Raw genomic sequence first — 18,088 nt, 5'->3', positions numbered from 1 at the left:
TCCGATGTGATAGTTTCTAAGGTGGAAGTTCTCGGGGCGGGGTGTAATTCCCCACCGGCGGTAAAAGTGAATCGACGACAGTTGGTCACTGAGCCCGCGAGCGCCCTCACCCGGTGAGGGGTCGAGCAGATTCCGGTGAGATCCCGGAGCCGACGGTCATAGTCCGGACGTGAGAGAACTCCACCTGGTGGGTCTTCTCCGACCCGGCCATGTGCCGCCCTGAGATCGCAAAGCGATTGAAGGAGTAGGCGATGTTCACGGGAATCGTCGAGGAACGCGGCAGCATTGTTGCGCGTGAAGACTTGACCGATGCGGCACGATTCACCGTCCGGGGTCCGCTGGTCACCAGCGATGCCGGACACGGGGATTCGATTGCCGTCAATGGGGTCTGTCTGACCGTGGTCGACCTCACGGACGACGGCGCATTCACCGTTGACGTGATGGGTGAGACGCTGCGGCGCAGTTCGCTGGCCGACCTCGGGCCCGGCAGCCCGGTCAATCTGGAACGCGCGATGCTCGCGGGCGGCCGCTTCGGTGGCCACATCGTCCAGGGTCACGTCGATGGCATCGGGACCGTGGAATCGGTCACACCCGGCGAGAACTGGACCGTCGTGCGGATCGGGACCACCGGTTCCATCGCCCGCTACATCGTCGAAAAGGGATCTATCACCGTCGATGGTGTTTCGTTGACCGTTTCGTCGATCGGCCCGGACTGGTTTGAGATATCGCTCATCCCAACGACTCTCGCGTTGACCACCTTGGGGGAAGCGACTGCGGGTGCGGTCGTTAACCTAGAGGTCGACGTGATAGCCAAATACGTCGAACGGCTATCCGCGATCGGAGTGGAGTAATGAGCAACCAGGTGGGCACCACTGCAGGCCTACATCAGGGCACCAAGTTCGACACGATTGAACGTGCGATCGCCGATATCGCCGCAGGTAAAGCGGTTGTCGTCGTCGATGACGAGGATCGCGAGAACGAAGGCGACCTGATCTTCGCGGCCGAGAAGGCCACGCCCGAATTGGTGGCGTTCATGGTCCGGTACACCTCCGGCTACCTGTGTGTCCCTCTCGACGGCGACGATTGCGACCGCCTCGGTCTGCCGCCGATGTACTCGGTGAACCAGGACAAGCACGGCACCGCCTACACCGTGACCGTCGATGCCCGCGAGGGAATCGGCACCGGTATCAGTGCTTCGGACCGCGCCGCGACCATGCGTCTGCTCGCCGACCCGACCACTACGGCAGGCGACTTCACCCGCCCCGGACATGTGGTTCCGCTGCGTGCCAAAGAGGGCGGCGTCCTGCGCCGTCCCGGGCATACCGAGGCCGCAGTGGATCTGGCCCGGATGGCCAACCTGGCTCCCGCAGGCGTGATCTGCGAGATCGTCAGCCAGAAGGACGAGGGCGCGATGGCGCAGACCCCGGAACTCCGGGTCTTCGCCGACGAGCACGACCTGGCGCTGATCTCGATCGCCGACCTGATCGCCTGGCGCCGTCGACACGAGAAGCATGTCGTAAGAGTCGCCGATGCCCGGATCCCCACGCGCCACGGCGCTTTCCGGGCCGTCGGTTACACCAGCATCTACGACGAGGTCGAGCACGTCGCCCTGGTCCTGGGTGACGTGGCCGGACCCGACGGTGAGGGCAACGACGTCCTGGTCCGCGTGCACTCGGAATGCCTGACCGGAGATGTCTTCGGATCGCTGCGCTGCGATTGCGGTCCGCAGCTCGACGCGGCGATGGAGATGGTCGCCGCCGAAGGCCGCGGCATCGTGCTCTACATGCGCGGCCATGAAGGACGTGGCATCGGTCTGCTGCACAAGCTGCAGGCCTACCAGCTGCAGGACGCCGGTTCCGACACCGTCGATGCGAACCTGGAGCTCGGCCTGCCCGCCGATTCCCGCGACTACGGTCTCGGCGCCCAGATCCTCGTCGATCTCGGTGTCTCGTCGATGCGCCTGCTGACCAACAATCCGGCCAAACGTGTTGGCCTGGACGGCTATGGCCTGCACATCACCGAACGGGTTGCGATGCCGGTTCGGCCCAATGCGGAGAACTTGCGGTACCTGCGTACCAAACGGGACCGGATGGGTCATGACCTCGTCGGTCTCGACGATCTCCATCAAGGCAATGAGTTGGATCACCAAGACACTGAGCTGAGCGGAGGCAATCCAGCATGAGCGGTGCCGGAGAACCAACACTGGACCTGGGTGACGCGAGCCGTCTGCGGCTGGCAATTGTTGCCTCGCAATGGCATTCGACGATCTGTGAGTCGTTGCTCGCCGGCGCCACCACCGCGGCGGCGCAGGTCGGGATCACCGATCCGACGATCGTGCGGGTGGCCGGTGCCATCGAGCTCCCCGTCATCGTGCAGGCGCTGGCCCGTAATCACGACGCGGTGGTCGCCCTCGGTGTCGTGATCCGCGGCGATACCCCCCATTTCGACTACGTCTGTGATGCGGTCACCAGCGGCCTGACCCGGGTCTCGCTCGACGAGGCGACCCCGGTCGGCAACGGCGTGCTCACCACCAACAACGAGCAGCAGGCCTTGGACCGCGCAGGTCTGCCTGATTCGAAGGAAGACAAGGGCGCGCAGGCTGCGACGGCGGCGATCGCCTCGGCGTTGACCCTGCGCGCGCTGTCCCGCGGCGAATACAACGCAGAAGTCTGATGCGTTCTCGGGCGAAGACCGGAACCGGTGCTGCGGTGACCGACGAACCCAGGTGGCTCATGGTCTACCGGCCGCGAAAGTCACCGCGCTACTCGATGATCGCCGCTGCGGCGGTTGTGATCGTGCATGTGATCGTCGCGTTGCTGCTCCAGGTGGGTGACTCCGGCGTCGTCTTCAAGCTCGCCGATCAAATCGCCATGGTCGGGCTCGGCATCATCATCGGTGGTTCGTTCATGCTGATCGCCCGGGCGCGGATCCGGGTCGGTGCCGAAGGGATCGCGGTCCGAAATCTGTTCAACGAGCGGATTTTTGACTGGTCGATCATCGAGGGCATCCGGTACCCGCACAGTGGGAGCTGGGCGCGCCTGGAACTGCCCGAGGACGAGCACGTGCCGATCCTGGCCATTCAGGCCAACGACGGTGACCGGGCGGTCAATGCGATGGCCGAGGTCCGGGCCCTGCACGAACGGTTCGGTCGACAGGACCGACACGGCGATTCTCGGCAGGCCTGACCCAGGGGATTCACGATCTGTCACTGCGGGGTACTAGCCTGGATTTGTGGCTGACCCGACGACGTACCGACCGGTCCCGGGGAGCATCCCCACCGACCCCGGCGTCTACAAGTTCCGGGACGCGCATCAGCGAGTGATCTATGTGGGCAAGGCGAAAAACCTCCGCTCTCGCCTGACGTCTTACTTTGCCGACCTGACGACGCTGCATCCGCGCACCCGCCAAATGGTGACAACCGCCGCCTCCGTGGAATGGACGGTGGTCGCCACCGAGGTCGAGGCACTCCAGCTCGAATACAACTGGATCAAAGAGTTCGATCCGCGGTTCAACGTCCGCTATCGCGATGACAAGAGTTATCCGATGCTGGCCGTGACGATGAACGAGGAGTACCCGCGGCTGTTCGTCTACCGCGGACCGCGGCGCAAGGGCGTGCGCTACTTCGGCCCGTATTCGCATGCCTGGGCCATCCGGGAAACGCTCGATCTGCTGACCCGGGTCTTTCCGGCACGCACCTGTTCCTCGGGGGTTTTCAAGCGGCATCATCAGATCGACCGGCCCTGCTTGCTCGGTTACATCGACAAATGCGCCGCACCGTGTGTCGGCCGGGTCAGTGCCGCCGAGCACCGCGCCATCGTCGAGGACTTCTGCGACTTCCTGGCCGGCCGCACCGACCGGATGATCAACAACCTGCAAGCCCAGATGGAGAAGGCCTCCGCCGAGCTGGATTTCGAGCGTGCCGCGCGGCTACGCGACGACATCGCCGCGCTGCGCCGTGCACTCGAACGCCAGTCGGTGGTCCTCGGAGACGGAACCGATGCCGATCTCGTTGCGATGGAAGGCGATCAGCTCGAGGTCTCGGTCCAGGTCTTCCATGTTCGTGGTGGACGGGTCCGAGGCCAGCGCGGCTGGATCGTCGAGAAGTCCGGTGACGACGACCTGGCAGATCAGGTGGGCCAGTTCCTCACCCAGTTCTACGGCGAACAGGCCGATCAGGCCGAGTCGGTGTCGGTGGACGACGGCCATACGAAGGCCGATCCGGTGCCAAGGGAGGTTCTCGTCCCGGCCCTTCCGCCCGATGTCGATGAGGTCCGTGACTGGCTGACGCGGCTGCGTGGCAGCAACGTCGACCTGCGGATCCCGCAGCGCGGCGACAAGAAGGCGCTGATGGAAACCGTGCACCGCAATGCCGCGGACGCGTTGGCACATCACAAACTCAAGCGGGCAGGCGATCTGACCACCCGGTCGGCGGCCCTCACCGAGATCCAGGAGACGCTCGGACTCGACTCTGCGCCGTTGCGCATCGAATGTATCGACATCTCACATGTGCAGGGCACCGATGTCGTGGCGTCGCTCGTGGTGTTCGAGGACGGTCTGCCGCGGAAGTCCGACTATCGCCACTATTCGATCAAAGAGGCTGCCGGGGACGGGCATTCCGACGACGTGGCGTCGATCGCCGAGGTCACCCGACGCCGGTTCCTGCGGCATCGGGTCGATGTTGCAGACGGCAAGCCGGCCCCGATCGATGTCGCAGAGGGCGCAGACGGGGGAGATGTTGCCCCGGAGGCGGCAATCGACCCGAAAACCGGGCGGCCCCGACGATTTGCCTACCCCCCGAACCTGTTCGTCGTCGACGGCGGTGCGCCGCAGGTGCACGCGGCCGCGGCCGTGCTCGACGAGTTGAACATCACCGATGTGGCCGTGGTGGGTCTGGCCAAGCGCCTCGAGGAGGTGTGGGTGCCCGGTGACGACGATCCGGTGATCTTCCCCCGCACCAGTGAGGCGCTGTTCCTGCTACAGCGCGTCCGCGACGAGGCGCATCGTTTCGCCATCAGCTTCCATCGCAGCAAGCGCAGCAAGCGGATGACGGCCTCGGCGCTCGACGGTGTGCCCGGGCTCGGCAGCACCCGGCGCGCGGCTCTGGTCTCCCATTTCGGATCGGTCGCGAACCTGCGACAGGCCACGGTCGAGGAGATCGCCGAGGTACCGGGTATCGGGCAGATGACCGCACGTGCGGTGCAAGCGGCACTTGTCGAACATAATCAGTCGAGTGAGCAGACAGGACCCACAACGTGAGTGAAGTCGAGAACGCGGTCACGCCGCCGCCCGCACAGACCCCCGACGTACTACTGGTCACCGGTTTGTCCGGCGCAGGCAGCAGTACCGTTGGCAATCTCCTCGAGGATGCCGGCTGGTACGTCGCCGACAACGTGCCCCACACGTTGATCGGTTCGATGGTCGAACTGGCCAGGGGCGCCGATTCGGCGATCTCGCGGCTGGCGATCGTGATGCGGATCCAGGACGACTCCTACGCCTCGGCGCTGGAGACCCTGCGCGCCGACCTCGATCGGGTCGGTATCGAGCCGCGCGTCATCTTCATCGAGGCATCCGACCAGGTCCTGGTCCAACGGTTCGAGCAGGTCCGCCGCCGACACCCGCTGCAGGGCAACGGCACCCTGATCTCTGCGATCGTGACCGAACGCGCGATGCTGGCGGGGGTCAAGGAACGGGCCGATCTCGTGGTCGACACATCGGGTCTGTCGGTACAGCGGCTCCGCGTGATCATCGAGGGCGCATACGCCGAGGCCTCGGTCGCCGATGTGAGTGTGGTGGTCGAATCGTTCGGTTTCAAATACGGTCTGCCGATCGACGCCGACATGGTCGCCGACGTCCGATTCCTTCCCAATCCCTACTGGGTACCCGAACTCAAAGACCACAACGGACTGGAACAACCGGTCCGTGACTACGTCCTCGGCCAGGAGGGCGCGCCGGAATTCCTCGAGAAATACGAGCAGATCCTGAGATTGGTCGGCGACGGATACCGACGTGAGGGCAAGCGCTACATGACCGTTGCGATCGGCTGCACCGGTGGCAAACACCGGAGTGTGGCGATCACCGAAGCCCTGGCCGCGGCACTGTCCAAGGCGACGGACGCCGACGGCTCCTTCTCGGTCCGAGTGGCCCACCGAGATCTGGGGCGCGAGTGAAGATCGTGGCTCTCGGGGGAGGGCATGGACTGTACGCAACCCTGACGGCGATGCGGTTGCTGAGCGACGATGTGACCGCGGTCGTGACGGTTGCCGACGACGGCGGTTCCTCGGGCCGGCTCCGGTCCGAACTCGGCGTCCTGCCGCCCGGTGACCTCCGCATGGCCATCGCAGCTCTGCTCGCAGCCACCGAGCCGCCGAGTGACGGCGCCGACGTCGGTCCGGGTGTAAGGCCGCCGCAGGAGTGGGCGTCGTTGCTACAGCACCGTTTCGGTGGACGCGGCGCGCTGGCCGGACACCCGGTCGGCAACCTGCTGCTGGCCGGACTGACGGAGGCCACAGGCGATGCGGTGCAGGCACTCGAGATGATGACCGCATTGTTCGGGGTCCGCGGCCGGGTCTTGCCGATGTCGACCACCGGTCTCGAGATCGAGGCCGATGTCTCGGGTCTCGAGGACGATCCGCGGATCAGCCGGGCGATCCGCGGTCAGGTCGCGGTTGCAACGACGCCGGGCATCGTGCGCCGCGTACGCCTCTCGCCGAACCCGCCGCCGGCCTGCCCGGAGGCGATCGAGGCGATCGAGTCCGCCGATCTGGTGGTGCTGGGTCCGGGCTCCTGGTTCTCCAGTGTCATCCCGCATGTGCTGGTACCCGATCAGCTCGCCGCCCTCAAACGGACGTCCGCGAAGAAGGTGTTGATCGTCAACCTGGCTCCCGAACCCGGTGAGACAACCGGCTTTTCGGTGGAGCGGCATCTGCACGTCCTGCTCGCTCACGCCGACGATTTCCGGGTCGATCATGTGCTCGTGGACTCGGGTTCTGTGCCGGTGGGATCAGAGCGTGAACACGTTGAGCGAGCGGCGGCGAAATTTGGGGCTACGCTGCACGATGGTGAACTCGCGGTTGCGGGAACCCACACCCATGACCCAGACAGGGTTGCCGCTCTCATAGGTGGCTTGTGCGATAGTGAATCGGCAGGCTACCGATCGAAAGTTGAAACGACATCCACAGAGGGAGAACGCGTCCGGTGGCGATGACATCCGCGGTCAAAGACGAACTGAGTCGGCTGGCGGTGACGCAGGTGAGTTGCCGAAAGGCAGAGGTTTCAGCGCTGTTGCGATTCGCGGGCGGACTCCACATTGTGGCCGGCCGGGTGGTGGTCGAAGCCGAGGTCGATCTCGGCAACGTCGCACGACGACTCAAGCGTGAGATCTTCGAGCTCTACGGATACAACTCCGAAGCGCACGTCCTGAGCGCCGGAGGCATCCGTAAGAGCGCCCGCTACATCGTCCGGGTCACCAAAGACGGCGAGGCCCTGGCCCGTCAGACCGGCCTGCTCGACATGCGCGGACGCCCGGTGCGTGGTCTGCCCGCACAGGTTGTCGGCGGCAGTGTCGGCGACGCCGAAGCCGCCTGGCGGGGAGCTTTCCTGGCTCATGGCTCACTGACGGAACCGGGCCGTTCGTCGGCTCTGGAGGTCAGCTGCCCCGGTCCGGAAGCGGCACTGGCGCTTGTCGGCGCCGCCCGTCGCCTCGGTGTCACCGCGAAGGCCCGTGAGGTCCGCGGCGCCGACCGCGTGGTCATCCGCGACGGAGAGGCCATCGGTGCACTCCTGACCCGCATGGGCGCGCAGGACACCAGGCTGACCTGGGAAGAGCGTCGGATGCGGCGCGAGGTCCGGGCGACGGCCAACCGCCTGGCCAACTTCGACGATGCCAACTTGCGCCGATCTGCCCGCGCCGCGGTGGCCGCGGCCGCCAGGGTCGAGCGCGCGCTGGAGATCCTCGGCGATCAGGTTCCCGACCACCTGATCTCGGCCGGTCAGCTGCGCATCACCCACCGGCAGGCCTCGCTCGAGGAACTCGGCCAGCTGGCCGATCCGCCGATGACGAAAGATGCTGTGGCAGGGCGTATTCGGCGGCTGCTGTCGATGGCTGACAAGAAGGCCAGGACAGACGGAATTCCGGACACCGAGTCGGCCGTCACCGCCGACCTCCTCGACGACGAATAGCAAGCCACGCCCGGTTCTCCTGCGAAATGCACGTCACGTGCATGTTGCGCGCATTGCCGCAGGCGGACCGGGGGTGCTTGGCGCGCGGGCGACGACTAGGCTGAGCATTGCCGCAGAGGCGGGGCCACACGATGGCCCAGCACACCGCAAAGCTAAGGAGCTCATAGTGACCGTTCGGGTAGGCGTCAACGGATTCGGCCGGATCGGCCGCAACTTTTTCCGCGCGATAGAGGCGCAGAAGGCGCTGGGCACCACGGATGTCGAGATCGTTGCAGTCAACGATCTCACCGACAATGCGAGCCTGGCACATCTCCTCAAGTACGACTCCATCCTCGGCCGTCTGCCGCAGGATGTTTCGCTCGAAGGCGACGACACCATCGTTGTTGGCGACAAGAAGATCAAGGCACTCGCTCACCGCGGACCGCTCAGCGAATTGCCGTGGGGCGACCTCGGTGTCGACGTTGTCGTCGAATCGACCGGCATCTTCACCGACGCAGCCAAGGCCAAGGGTCACCTCGAGGCCGGCGCCAAGAAGGTCATCATCTCCGCACCCGCCAAGGGCGAAGACATCACCATCGTGATGGGCGTCAACGACGACAAGTACGACGGCAGCCAGAACATCATCTCGAACGCTTCGTGCACCACCAACTGCCTCGGACCGATCGCCAAGGTCCTCGATGACGAGTTCGGCATCGTCTCGGGTCTGATGACCACGATCCACGCCTACACCCAGGATCAGAACCTGCAGGACGGCCCGCACAGCGACCTGCGTCGCGCCCGCGCCGCAGCACTCAACGTGGTTCCCACGGGCACCGGTGCCGCCAAGGCAATCGGTCTGGTTCTCCCGCAGCTGCTCGGCAAGCTCGACGGCTACGCCCTGCGGGTGCCGATCCCGACCGGTTCGGTCACCGACCTGACGGCCATCCTCAAGAAGAAGGCCACCGTCGACGAGATCAATGCTGCGATGCAGGCCGCTGCCGAGGGACCGCTCAAGGGCATCCTGAAGTACAGCACGGCCCCGATCGTGTCGTCGGATATCGTCACCGACGCGCATTCCTCGATCTTCGACGCGCCGCTGACCAAGGTCATCGACGAGCAGGTCAAGATCGTGTCCTGGTACGACAACGAGTGGGGCTACTCCAACCGTCTCGTGGATCTCATCGGACTGGTTGCCAAGTCCCTCTAAAGGGTTCTTGCCCTTTGGTTTTCGGCAGGTTTGCGCCTGCCTCGCACAACGCCTGTACCCCGTATCACCGATCGCAAAGAGACAACGCATCTGATGACCATCTCGGTACCCACCCTCGCAGACCTGCTCGAGACCGGTGTGGAAGGCCGGACCGTCTTGGTCCGCTCCGACCTCAACGTTCCGCTCGACAATGGCAAAATCACCGATCCAGGTCGCATCCTGGCGTCGGTGCCCACCATCAAGTCCCTGTCCGAAGCGGGTGCAAAGGTCATCGTGACCGCGCATCTCGGTCGCCCGAAAGGTGTACCGGATCCGGCGTTTTCGCTGGCCCCGGTCGCCGAGCGGCTCAGTGCCGAGCTCGGACGCAATGTCCAGCTCGCCACCGATGTCGTCGGTGGTGATGCCCTCGCACGGTCGGAGGGTCTGACCGACGGTGACGTGATGATGGTGGAGAACGTGCGGTTCGATCCGCGCGAGACCTCCAAGGATGCTGCCGAGCGCGCGAAGCTCGCCAAGGCGTTGGTGGAACTGACCGGGGACAACGGTGCGTTCGTCTCTGATGGTTTCGGTGTTGTGCACCGCGAGCAGGCGTCGGTGTACGACGTGGCAAAGCTGTTGCCGCACTACGCCGGCGGCCTGGTCGCGGCCGAGGTCGAGGTTCTGGTGAAGCTGACCACCGACACCGCCCGTCCGTACGCGGTGGTGCTCGGTGGTTCGAAGGTGTCCGACAAGCTCGGTGTCATCGAGGCGTTGGCCCCCAAGGTCGACACCCTGGTGATCGGTGGCGGTATGGCGTTCACGTTCCTGGCGGCCCGTGGGTTGCCGGTGGGCAATTCGCTGCTGCAGGAAGATCAGATCGACGTCTGCCGCTCGCTCCTCGAGCGCTTCGGTGACGTCATCCACCTGCCGGTCGATGTGGTCGTGGCAGACAAGTTCGCCGCCGATGCGCAGGCGAAGGTCGTCTCGGCGGAGGAGATCCCGGACGGCTGGATGGGTCTGGACATCGGACCCGAGTCGGTCAAGCGGTTCGCCGCGGTTCTGGCCGAGGCCAAGACCGTGTTCTGGAACGGCCCGGCCGGCGTGTTCGAGTTCGAGAAGTTCGCGGCCGGGACCAAGGGTCTGGCCGAGGCGATCATCGGTGCCACCAGTGGTGGCGCGTTCTCCGTTGTCGGCGGTGGCGACAGCGCGGCCGCGGTTCGGCTGCTCGGCCTGCCCGAGGACGGCTTCTCCCACATCTCGACCGGTGGCGGGGCGTCGCTCGAATTCCTCGAGGGCAAAGAACTGCCCGGCCTGACCGTATTGGAGAACTGACATGGCATCGCGTAAACCGCTCATCGCGGGCAACTGGAAGATGAATCTGAACCACCTCGAGGCCATCGCGCTGGTTCAGAAGATCGCCTTCGCGCTGCCGTCGAAGTACTTCGACAAGGTCGACGTGACGGTGATCCCGCCGTTCACCGACATCCGTAGCGTGCAGACCGTCGTCGACGGCGACAAGCTGCTGCTCACCTATGGCGCACAGGACCTGTCGGCGCACGATTCCGGTGCCTATACCGGTGAGATCAGCGGGTCGTTCCTGGCCAAGCTCGGTTGCACCTTTGTGGTCGTCGGGCACTCCGAGCGCCGCACCCTGCACGGCGAGACGGATTCGGTGGTGCTGGCCAAGACCAAGGCTGCGCTGAAGTACAAGCTGACCCCGATCGTGTGCCTGGGTGAGGGCCTGGAGATCCGCGAGGCCGGTGAGCACGTCGACTACAACATCGAGCAGCTCAAGGGCTCCCTCGCCGGTCTGAGCGCCGCGGAGATCGCGAAGGTCGTCATCGCCTACGAACCGGTCTGGGCCATCGGTACCGGACGGGTTGCCAGCGCTGCCGACGCGCAGGAAGTGTGTGCCGCACTGCGGGCCACACTGGCCGAATTGGCCGATGCGAAGGTCGCCGACTCGGTCCGCATCCTGTACGGCGGATCGGTGAACGCGAAGAACGTGGGGGAGATCGTCGGCCAGACCGACGTCGACGGTGCACTGGTCGGCGGCGCGTCGCTCAAGTCGGACGAGTTTGCCACCCTCTCGGCCATCGCCGCCGGTGGTCCACTGCCCTGATCTCGTGAGTTGGGGTGTTCGGGCGAACAGGCATTCCGTCGAGCTCCGCCTTCGGCTTCGTCTCCGTCGCTGGTCGAGCTCCGCCTTCGGCTTCGTCTCCGCCGCAGGTCGAGCTCGCCCGAACGCCCCATTTCCGGGTTATGCGGTATGGCCGGGTACAGTCGTAGATCGGCCGCTCGAACTTCAGATCTGATGGGAATCAACACGTGAAGCTTGCCCTGGACATTGGACTTGTGATCACCAGCGTTTTGCTGATCGTTCTGGTCTTGCTCCACCGTGGTAAAGGTGGCGGCCTGTCGTCACTGTTCGGTGGCGGCGTTCAGTCGAGTCTGTCGGGGTCGTCCGTCGTGGAGCGCAACCTCGACCGATTGACCGTATTCGTCGGAATCATCTGGACGATCTTCATCCTCGGCATCGGCCTGGACATCAAGCTCTCGTAAACCCTCTGCGTCGTTACGGGTGGTTGGCATGCGCAACCCGTCCTCGGCCAGAGATACTGGACGGGTGACTGATAAGCGCCCCTCTGTGCCCCGTCCGGATCCCGGTAGTACCGATCGCGAACTCACCGAACCGTTGCGCGAGGACATCCGCCTACTGGGCGGAATCCTCGGACAGATCGTGCGTAAACACGCAGGCGAGGAAACCTTCGACCTCGTCGAGAAAGCCCGGGTCGAGTCCTTCCGGGTGCGACGTTCCGAGATCGACCGCACCGAGCTCGAAGAACTGTTCCGCGACATCGACATCGCCGATGCCATTTCGGTCATCCGCGCTTTCAGCCACTTCGCCCTGTTGGCCAACCTCGCCGAAGACATCCATCGCGAACGCAGGCGGGCGATTCACATCCGGGCCGGTGATGCCCCTCAGGATTCGTCCCTGGCGGCCACCTACCTCAAGCTCGATTCCGCCGATCTGACCGATGAGCAGGTCGGCAAAGCGCTTGCCGATGCCACTGTCGTCCCGGTCATCACCGCACATCCCACCGAGACCCGACGGCGCACGGTTTTCGAGGTGCAACACCGGATCACCGAGTTGATGCGGTTTGCCGGGCGGACCGAGCTGACGCCTGCCGAGCGGGACGAGGTCAATGTCGCGCTGAACCGGCAGATCCTGACCCTGTGGGAAACCGCGCTGATCCGCCTGGAACGTTTGCAGATCCAGGACGAGATCGAGGTGGGGCTGCGCTACTACGACGCCGGCTTCTTCGAGGTCATCCCACGTATCAATGCCGAGTTGCGGGCCTGGCTGCAGCAGCACTATCCGACCGCAGGCATCACCGATGATCCGATGCTGCGGACGGGTTCATGGATTGGCGGCGACCGTGACGGCAATCCCTTCGTGACCGGTGAGATCGTCTCGATGGCCACTCGTCGCGCCGCAGAAACTGCTGTGTCCCATCATCTTTCGGAACTGACACTGCTGGCCCAGGAACTGAGCCTGTCATCGCGCCTGACCGCTGTCAGTGATGCGGTGCTCGAACTCGGGGGTGTGGAGCGCGGAACCATTGCCGCCGATGAGCCGTACCGGACGGCCTTGCGGGCCATCCGGGCCAGGTTGTCGTCGACCGCGTCCCGACTGTTCGGCGCGCGATTTGTCGCTGTCAACGACGGTGGATTCCCGGCCGACGGCGCGGACGGCTATGCCGACGCCCCGCAGTTGCTCGCCGATCTCGACCTGATCGATGCGTCGCTCCGCGCCAACAGCGACGACGAGTTGGCAGACGATCGTCTGCTGACACTCCGCGAATCGGTGCGGGCCTTCGGTTTTCACCTGTCCGGGCTCGATATGCGGCAGAACTCCGACACCCACGAGGAAGTGGTTGCCGAACTGTTGGCGTGGGCCGGTGTGCATCACGACTACTTGTCGCTCGCCGAGCCCGAACGGGTGAAGATCCTCACCGCGGAACTGAGCAACCGCAGACCGCTGACCGGTCCGGGCGCCCAACTGTCGGACCTGGCGAACAAAGAACTCGACATCGTCCGTGCGGCCGCGGCAGCGGTGGCCGCGTATGGCCCGCAAGCGGTGCCCAACTACATCATCAGCATGTGCAACTCGGTCAGCGACCTGTTCGAGGCGCTCGTGATGCTGAAGGAGGCCGGACTGTTCGATCCCGGTTCCCCGGAGACCCCGCCGCGGTCGTCGGTCCGGGTGGTTCCGCTGTTCGAAACGATCGAGGACCTGCAGCAGGGCGCGGCAACATTGCTTGCGGCCCTCGAGGTGCCGCTGTTCCGGACGCTGGTCGATCAACAGGACGGCATGGCCGAGATCATGCTCGGCTACTCCGACTCCAACAAGGACGGCGGGTACCTGGCCGCCAACTGGGCGCTCTATCGGGCAGAACTCGACCTCGTGGAAGCGGCCGCGAAGGCGGGTATCCGGTTGCGGCTCTTCCACGGTCGCGGTGGAACCGTCGGTCGCGGTGGCGGTCCGAGCTATGAGGCCATTCTGGCGCAGCCGCCGGGTGCGGTGCAGGGATCGCTCCGGATCACGGAGCAGGGCGAGGTGATCGCAGCCAAGTACGCAGAGCCGGTCATCGCACGCCGGAACCTGGAGACCCTGCTGGCCGCCACCATCGAATCGTCGCTGCTCGACACCGAGGGCCTGGGAGCAGAAGCAGAGGTCGCGTACGCGGTTCTCGACGAATTGGCGTCGTTGGCCCGTAAGGCGTACAGCGAGCTGGTTCATGAAACACCCGGATTCGTCGAGTATTTCGTGAACTCGACCCCGCTGTCGGAGATCGGCTCCCTCAACATCGGCAGTCGCCCGGCCTCCCGCAAGCAGACCGAGAAGATCTCCGACCTGCGCGCCATCCCGTGGGTGTTGTCGTGGTCGCAGTCGCGCGTGATGTTGCCCGGTTGGTATGGCACCGGCTCCGCCTTCGAGCAGTGGATCGGCGACGACGAAAGCCGGCTGGAGACGCTGGCGGATTACTACCAGCGGTGGCCGTTCTTCCGGACCGTGATGTCGAATATGGCTCAGGTGATGGCGAAGTCGGATATGGGACTGGCCGAACACTATTCACGGTTGGTACCCGATGAGGCGTTGCGCGAGAAGGTGTTCGGGATGATCACCGCCGAACACGATCGGACAACGGCGATGTATTTCAAGATCACCAAAACGGACGATCTGTTGGCCGACAACGCCGCCCTCAAGCGTTCGGTCTTCAATCGATTCCCGTATCTCGAACCGCTGAATCATCTGCAGGTCGAGTTGTTGCGCCGCTATCGCGGTGGCGATGATTCCGATCTGGTGCGCCGCGGCATTCAGCTCACCATGAACGGCCTCGCCACCGCGTTGCGGAACAGCGGTTAGTCCCGACTAGGGGCCACTTGTGCGGCGCTAGATCCTGTCGTCGGTATTCCAGGTGGTGACGGCCCAGATCACAACTAGGTCGATCGCGATGATCAGGATCGCCCACAGCGGGAAGTACGGGAGCCACAGGAAGTTCGCGATGATCGACAGCGCCGCGATGATGACCGCCGCGACTCGGGCCCATGTGGCTCCGGTGAACAACCCGATGGCGATCAGGACCCCGATGATTCCGACGATGAGGTGGATCCATCCCCATGCGGTGAGATCGAACTCGTAGGTGTATTGCGGCCCGACGACAAAAACGTCGTCTTCGACCAGGGCCGAAATACCCTGGAGAATGCCGAGGGCGCCGACGACGAACAGGAGTATGGCCGCAGCGAACACGGTTCCGCCGGCAATGCCTTGCTGAACGGGGTGACGGTCCGGCTGGACGGGCGAACGGTCTGGCTGGACGGGAGGACGGTTTGTTGGGCTGCTCATGACGTTGCTCCTTGGCTCGGATGATCAAGAACCCCTGCACCGACGATCGGATCAGGCAGCACGTATTGCCAACGTGGTCTTGCCATGATCGAGGTGTTGTGAGGATTGGGACATCACCTGTTTTGGGTGATGTCTTCACCGGGCTCCGGGCGAACGTCGGGTTAGAGCAATAACGCAAATACCTCTGGCATTCTTTAATGACGCGTAATCAGATGTTGTCTGTCGTGATTATTGTTAGCCTCTGAGCAACCAGAGGCTAGAAAAGGGTGGCCATGTCGAAAGCTCTGACGCGCTCGACCGCCGTATCGAGAGCTGGGCCCGATACGATCCGCGCTTTCGCACGAATGCGCCCCGAGCGCACCCTCGATGAATTGTTTGATGATCAATCCGGCGTCCTGGTACTCGTCAGCGCACCAGGCGGGTATGGCAAGACCACGTTTCTCGAGCAATGGTTGATTCGACGCACGGAGTCGGACGTCGTCGGCCGGGTCGTGTGGCTGGGCGTGGATGCATTCGGCGCCGATGATCTCGTGCTCGGGGAGACCGCTGGGGGTCAGTTGTTCGGGGTCGACGCCGAAAACGGTCCGGTCACGGTGGTCGTGGACGACGCCGAGACCGTGACCGATCCGTTGGTGCTCGACTGCTTTCACCGGTTCTTGCGCCATCGGCCGCCACACGTCAATGTTGTTGTCTCCGCTCGGCACGATCCTCCGCTGATCTGGCAGCATCTGATCGGGGATGGTGTCGGGGCCCGGATCGGGCGTGAGGATCTGATACTGACCGAGGTCGAGGTCGATCGGATGCTGCGTCAGCACGGCCTCGTACCCACTGCCGCGCAGGTCTGCAGGGTCGCCGAACTCACCGGTGGCTGGGCGATACTCGTGCGGATGGCCGGGGTGTTCCTGGCCGCGCGTCCTGATCTCGAACTCGCGCTGCTGGAGTTCGCCGCATGTCCGCGACTCATATCCGACTTCTTGCGCCGCGAGTTGGTGGATCCGATGACGCCCCGGGTGCGCAGATTGGTCACGCGTCTGTCGAGCGTGGCCGACTTCGATGGCGACCTGGCCCGGGCGATCGACGGTGCGGACGCGGAGGCCTATATCCCCGAGATCATCGGTCTGGGGATCGCGGCGGCAGTCCCGTCGGGTGAGCGCGAAGCGATCCGGTATCGATTTCTCCCGTTGATAGCCACCTATCTGCGTGGCGAGCTGCAGCGGACCGCGCCCGAACTCGGACGGACGCTGCAGATCAGGGCGGTGCGGTGGGCGTCGGCGCGTCGACGGCCTGCAGAGGCGATCGACCACGCGGCACATCTCGGCGACGCGGAGTTGCTGCGAGAGACCATCTTTCACAGCGGTGTCGAATTGGCGCTGCAGGGCAGGCGCGAGGTGTTGCTGTCGGTGCTCGATGGGTGTGACACCACGCTCGGCGAAGATCCGGTTGCGGTGTTACTTCGGGCCCTGGCGGCGATGGAGCATGGCGACGACCGGTACGCGGCGTCCTACCTGGAGTGCGTGGCACAGGCCGAGGAGGACCTTGCCGTCGATGGTGGCGGTCTGCTCTACCGGGTTCTACTCCTGGACGTCGCGCTCGCTCGGGACGATCTTGATCTGGTCGATCTGGCGAAGGCGGTTGCATCTGCCGTTGGCGATCGCGGGTGGGCCGTTGATGCGTACGCGCACACCGTTCTCGGATCGGCCTACACCCGTTTGAACCGGCCCGTCGACGGTGAGCAGTCGTCGGTGCGGGCCATCGCGCTGGCCACAGCAGCCGGACTGAATCGGTTGGTGGTGCGCGCGATGGCCAACCGGGCGTCGGTGGCGGGTGTGCGGGGTCTGCCGGTACTCATGGAAGATCGTGCCCGCTACGCGCTGGCATGTGTACGGGAAGTCTCCGATGAAGATTCCGTGGTCGCCGGGTCACCGTACGTGCCGCGCCTGGAGACAGCGTTGGCGTACGCCCGATTCATGCAGGGCAAACCGATCGATGATCTCAAACCCCAACCAGCAGAGGATGTCTCGGAAGGGGGTGAGGTGTTCAGTGTGTTGGGCCGGCACGTACCCATTGCCCGCAGCGTCCTGATGTTCGACACCTCACCGAATCGTCTGGTCCTGACCGCCACCGCGTACAGCGCCACCTCCGCATTGCTTCTCAGCGCCACCTCACCGTTCCCGATACTCTTCCTGCTTCCGCGCGTGGCGTACATGTGCTTCGCGGTCAAACGATTCGACTGGGCCCGCGATCTGTCACGTAAAGCCGAGCGCGCGTTCGGATACTCCGACGAGGTACGACTCGTCGACGCGGCCGTCGACGTCGGCGAGGCCCGACCGCAGGCGGCACGAAAGCTGTTGAGCCCGTTGCTCGAAGCCGGCGCCTCTGGGCCGCAGGCGACGGTTGCGGGCTGGGCGCTCGAATCGTATGCCTGTGAGCAGGCAGGTCTGTCCGCGCAGTCCTACGCGGCGATCACCCGGGCACTGGAAACTGCGGCCGAGCACGGCGTGATGCGTCCCATTGTGGAATGCGGGCCTGTCGTCGCGGGAATCATCACGACCTACCGGGGCAGTTTCGGTTCGATCAATGCCTACGCCGATGCCGTTCTGAGTGTCATGTCCAGCCATGGCGTGCCCGACTATCCGCCGCTGACCCGTGCAGAAATCCATGTCCTGAGGTTCCTGGCGACCGATCGCACGACCGACGAGATCGCGGGTTTGATGCACCTGTCGGTGAACACCGTCAAGACCCATCTGCGCGGTATCTATCGCAAGTTCGACGTCCGACATCGACGAGATGCGGTGGCGGTGGGCCAACGCCTGGGTTTGCTCTGACCCACCGCC

Annotated in this window: 15 protein-coding genes and 1 riboswitch; of the genes, 14 read left to right on the top strand and 1 reads right to left on the bottom strand. The window is 64.6% G+C overall.

The features are described 5' to 3' along the window. Positions 1 to 23 precede the first annotated feature (23 nt). Positions 24 to 183: riboswitch (FMN riboswitch) on the top strand. A 68-nt stretch (positions 184 to 251) separates the two neighbouring features. The 13 genes from AC56PL_RS17155 (at position 252) to ppc (ending at position 14,774) form a co-directional block, all read left to right on the top strand. After that, on the top strand, positions 252 to 851 hold the full coding sequence (locus AC56PL_RS17155; protein ID WP_495516549.1) for a riboflavin synthase: 600 nt from the start codon (positions 252 to 254) through the stop codon (positions 849 to 851). After that, complete coding sequence (locus tag AC56PL_RS17150) at positions 851 to 2,182, top strand: bifunctional 3,4-dihydroxy-2-butanone-4-phosphate synthase/GTP cyclohydrolase II (RefSeq protein WP_495516548.1); 1,332 nt, start codon at positions 851 to 853, stop codon at positions 2,180 to 2,182. The genes AC56PL_RS17155 and AC56PL_RS17150 overlap by 1 nt, the downstream gene beginning before the upstream one ends. Then, entirely contained in the window at positions 2,179 to 2,673 is a 495-nt protein-coding gene (gene ribH / locus AC56PL_RS17145; protein WP_495516547.1) for a 6,7-dimethyl-8-ribityllumazine synthase, read from the top strand. The genes AC56PL_RS17150 and ribH overlap by 4 nt, the downstream gene beginning before the upstream one ends. Beyond that, positions 2,673 to 3,185 (top strand): PH domain-containing protein, encoded by a 513-nt coding sequence (locus tag AC56PL_RS17140; RefSeq protein WP_495516546.1) that lies wholly within the window; start codon positions 2,673 to 2,675, stop codon positions 3,183 to 3,185. The genes ribH and AC56PL_RS17140 overlap by 1 nt, the downstream gene beginning before the upstream one ends. Before the next feature lie 46 nt (positions 3,186 to 3,231). Further along, on the top strand, positions 3,232 to 5,256 hold the full coding sequence (gene uvrC / locus AC56PL_RS17135; protein WP_497154583.1) for an excinuclease ABC subunit UvrC: 2,025 nt from the start codon (positions 3,232 to 3,234) through the stop codon (positions 5,254 to 5,256). Then, positions 5,253 to 6,167 carry an RNase adapter RapZ gene (rapZ, locus tag AC56PL_RS17130; protein ID WP_495516544.1) on the top strand — a complete coding sequence of 305 codons (915 nt, stop codon included), beginning with the start codon at positions 5,253 to 5,255 and terminating at the stop codon, positions 6,165 to 6,167. Before uvrC ends, rapZ begins: the two co-directional genes overlap by 4 nt. Next, positions 6,164 to 7,204 (top strand): gluconeogenesis factor YvcK family protein, encoded by a 1,041-nt coding sequence (locus AC56PL_RS17125; protein ID WP_497154582.1) that lies wholly within the window; start codon positions 6,164 to 6,166, stop codon positions 7,202 to 7,204. The genes rapZ and AC56PL_RS17125 overlap by 4 nt, the downstream gene beginning before the upstream one ends. Then, complete coding sequence (gene whiA / locus AC56PL_RS17120) at positions 7,201 to 8,178, top strand: DNA-binding protein WhiA (RefSeq protein WP_495516913.1); 978 nt, start codon at positions 7,201 to 7,203, stop codon at positions 8,176 to 8,178. The genes AC56PL_RS17125 and whiA overlap by 4 nt, the downstream gene beginning before the upstream one ends. Positions 8,179 to 8,344: 166 nt before the next feature. Beyond that, positions 8,345 to 9,364, top strand: coding sequence for a type I glyceraldehyde-3-phosphate dehydrogenase (gene gap, locus AC56PL_RS17115; RefSeq protein WP_482139351.1), 1,020 nt, complete (start codon positions 8,345 to 8,347; stop codon positions 9,362 to 9,364). Between the two features lie 99 nt (positions 9,365 to 9,463). Further along, the gene (locus tag AC56PL_RS17110) at positions 9,464 to 10,675 is read left to right on the top strand and encodes a phosphoglycerate kinase (RefSeq protein WP_497154839.1); all 1,212 of its coding nucleotides are present in this window, start codon (positions 9,464 to 9,466) and stop codon (positions 10,673 to 10,675) included. Position 10,676: 1 nt separating this feature from the next. Next, a complete protein-coding gene (gene tpiA, locus AC56PL_RS17105) occupies positions 10,677 to 11,465 on the top strand; it encodes a triose-phosphate isomerase (RefSeq protein ID WP_495516542.1) in 789 nt (262 codons plus the stop codon). Between the two features lie 206 nt (positions 11,466 to 11,671). Beyond that, on the top strand, positions 11,672 to 11,905 hold the full coding sequence (secG, locus tag AC56PL_RS17100; protein WP_482139353.1) for a preprotein translocase subunit SecG: 234 nt from the start codon (positions 11,672 to 11,674) through the stop codon (positions 11,903 to 11,905). A gap of 28 nt (positions 11,906 to 11,933) precedes the next feature. Then, positions 11,934 to 14,774: a phosphoenolpyruvate carboxylase gene (gene ppc / locus AC56PL_RS17095; protein WP_495516541.1), complete on the top strand. Its 2,841-nt coding sequence runs from the start codon at positions 11,934 to 11,936 to the stop codon at positions 14,772 to 14,774. Positions 14,775 to 14,801: 27 nt separating this feature from the next. Here the strand turns inward: ppc and AC56PL_RS17090 are convergent, their stop codons facing one another. Continuing rightward, entirely contained in the window at positions 14,802 to 15,254 is a 453-nt protein-coding gene (locus AC56PL_RS17090) for a DUF7144 family membrane protein (protein WP_495516540.1), read from the bottom strand. A gap of 371 nt (positions 15,255 to 15,625) precedes the next feature. Between AC56PL_RS17090 and AC56PL_RS17085 the strand changes: the two genes are divergently transcribed. After that, positions 15,626 to 18,079, top strand: coding sequence for a LuxR C-terminal-related transcriptional regulator (locus tag AC56PL_RS17085; protein WP_497154581.1), 2,454 nt, complete (start codon positions 15,626 to 15,628; stop codon positions 18,077 to 18,079). Positions 18,080 to 18,088: the final 9 nt, after the last annotated feature.

Source organism: Williamsia sp. Y721 (genome assembly GCF_059683565.1).
The sequence above is the reverse complement of the archived record's forward strand: the minus strand, read 5'-3'. Positions and strand labels throughout refer to the sequence as shown.

Coding starts and splice junctions, on each gene's coding strand:
- AC56PL_RS17090 (WP_495516540.1), bottom strand. CDS start 15,254: ATGAGCAGCCCAACAAACCGTCCTCCCGTCCAGCCAGACCGTTCGCCC.
- whiA (WP_495516913.1), top strand. CDS start 7,201: ATGACATCCGCGGTCAAAGACGAACTGAGTCGGCTGGCGGTGACGCAG.
- ribH (WP_495516547.1), top strand. CDS start 2,179: ATGAGCGGTGCCGGAGAACCAACACTGGACCTGGGTGACGCGAGCCGT.
- tpiA (WP_495516542.1), top strand. CDS start 10,677: ATGGCATCGCGTAAACCGCTCATCGCGGGCAACTGGAAGATGAATCTG.
- AC56PL_RS17140 (WP_495516546.1), top strand. CDS start 2,673: ATGCGTTCTCGGGCGAAGACCGGAACCGGTGCTGCGGTGACCGACGAA.
- AC56PL_RS17155 (WP_495516549.1), top strand. CDS start 252: ATGTTCACGGGAATCGTCGAGGAACGCGGCAGCATTGTTGCGCGTGAA.
- AC56PL_RS17150 (WP_495516548.1), top strand. CDS start 851: ATGAGCAACCAGGTGGGCACCACTGCAGGCCTACATCAGGGCACCAAG.
- ppc (WP_495516541.1), top strand. CDS start 11,934: ATGCGCAACCCGTCCTCGGCCAGAGATACTGGACGGGTGACTGATAAG.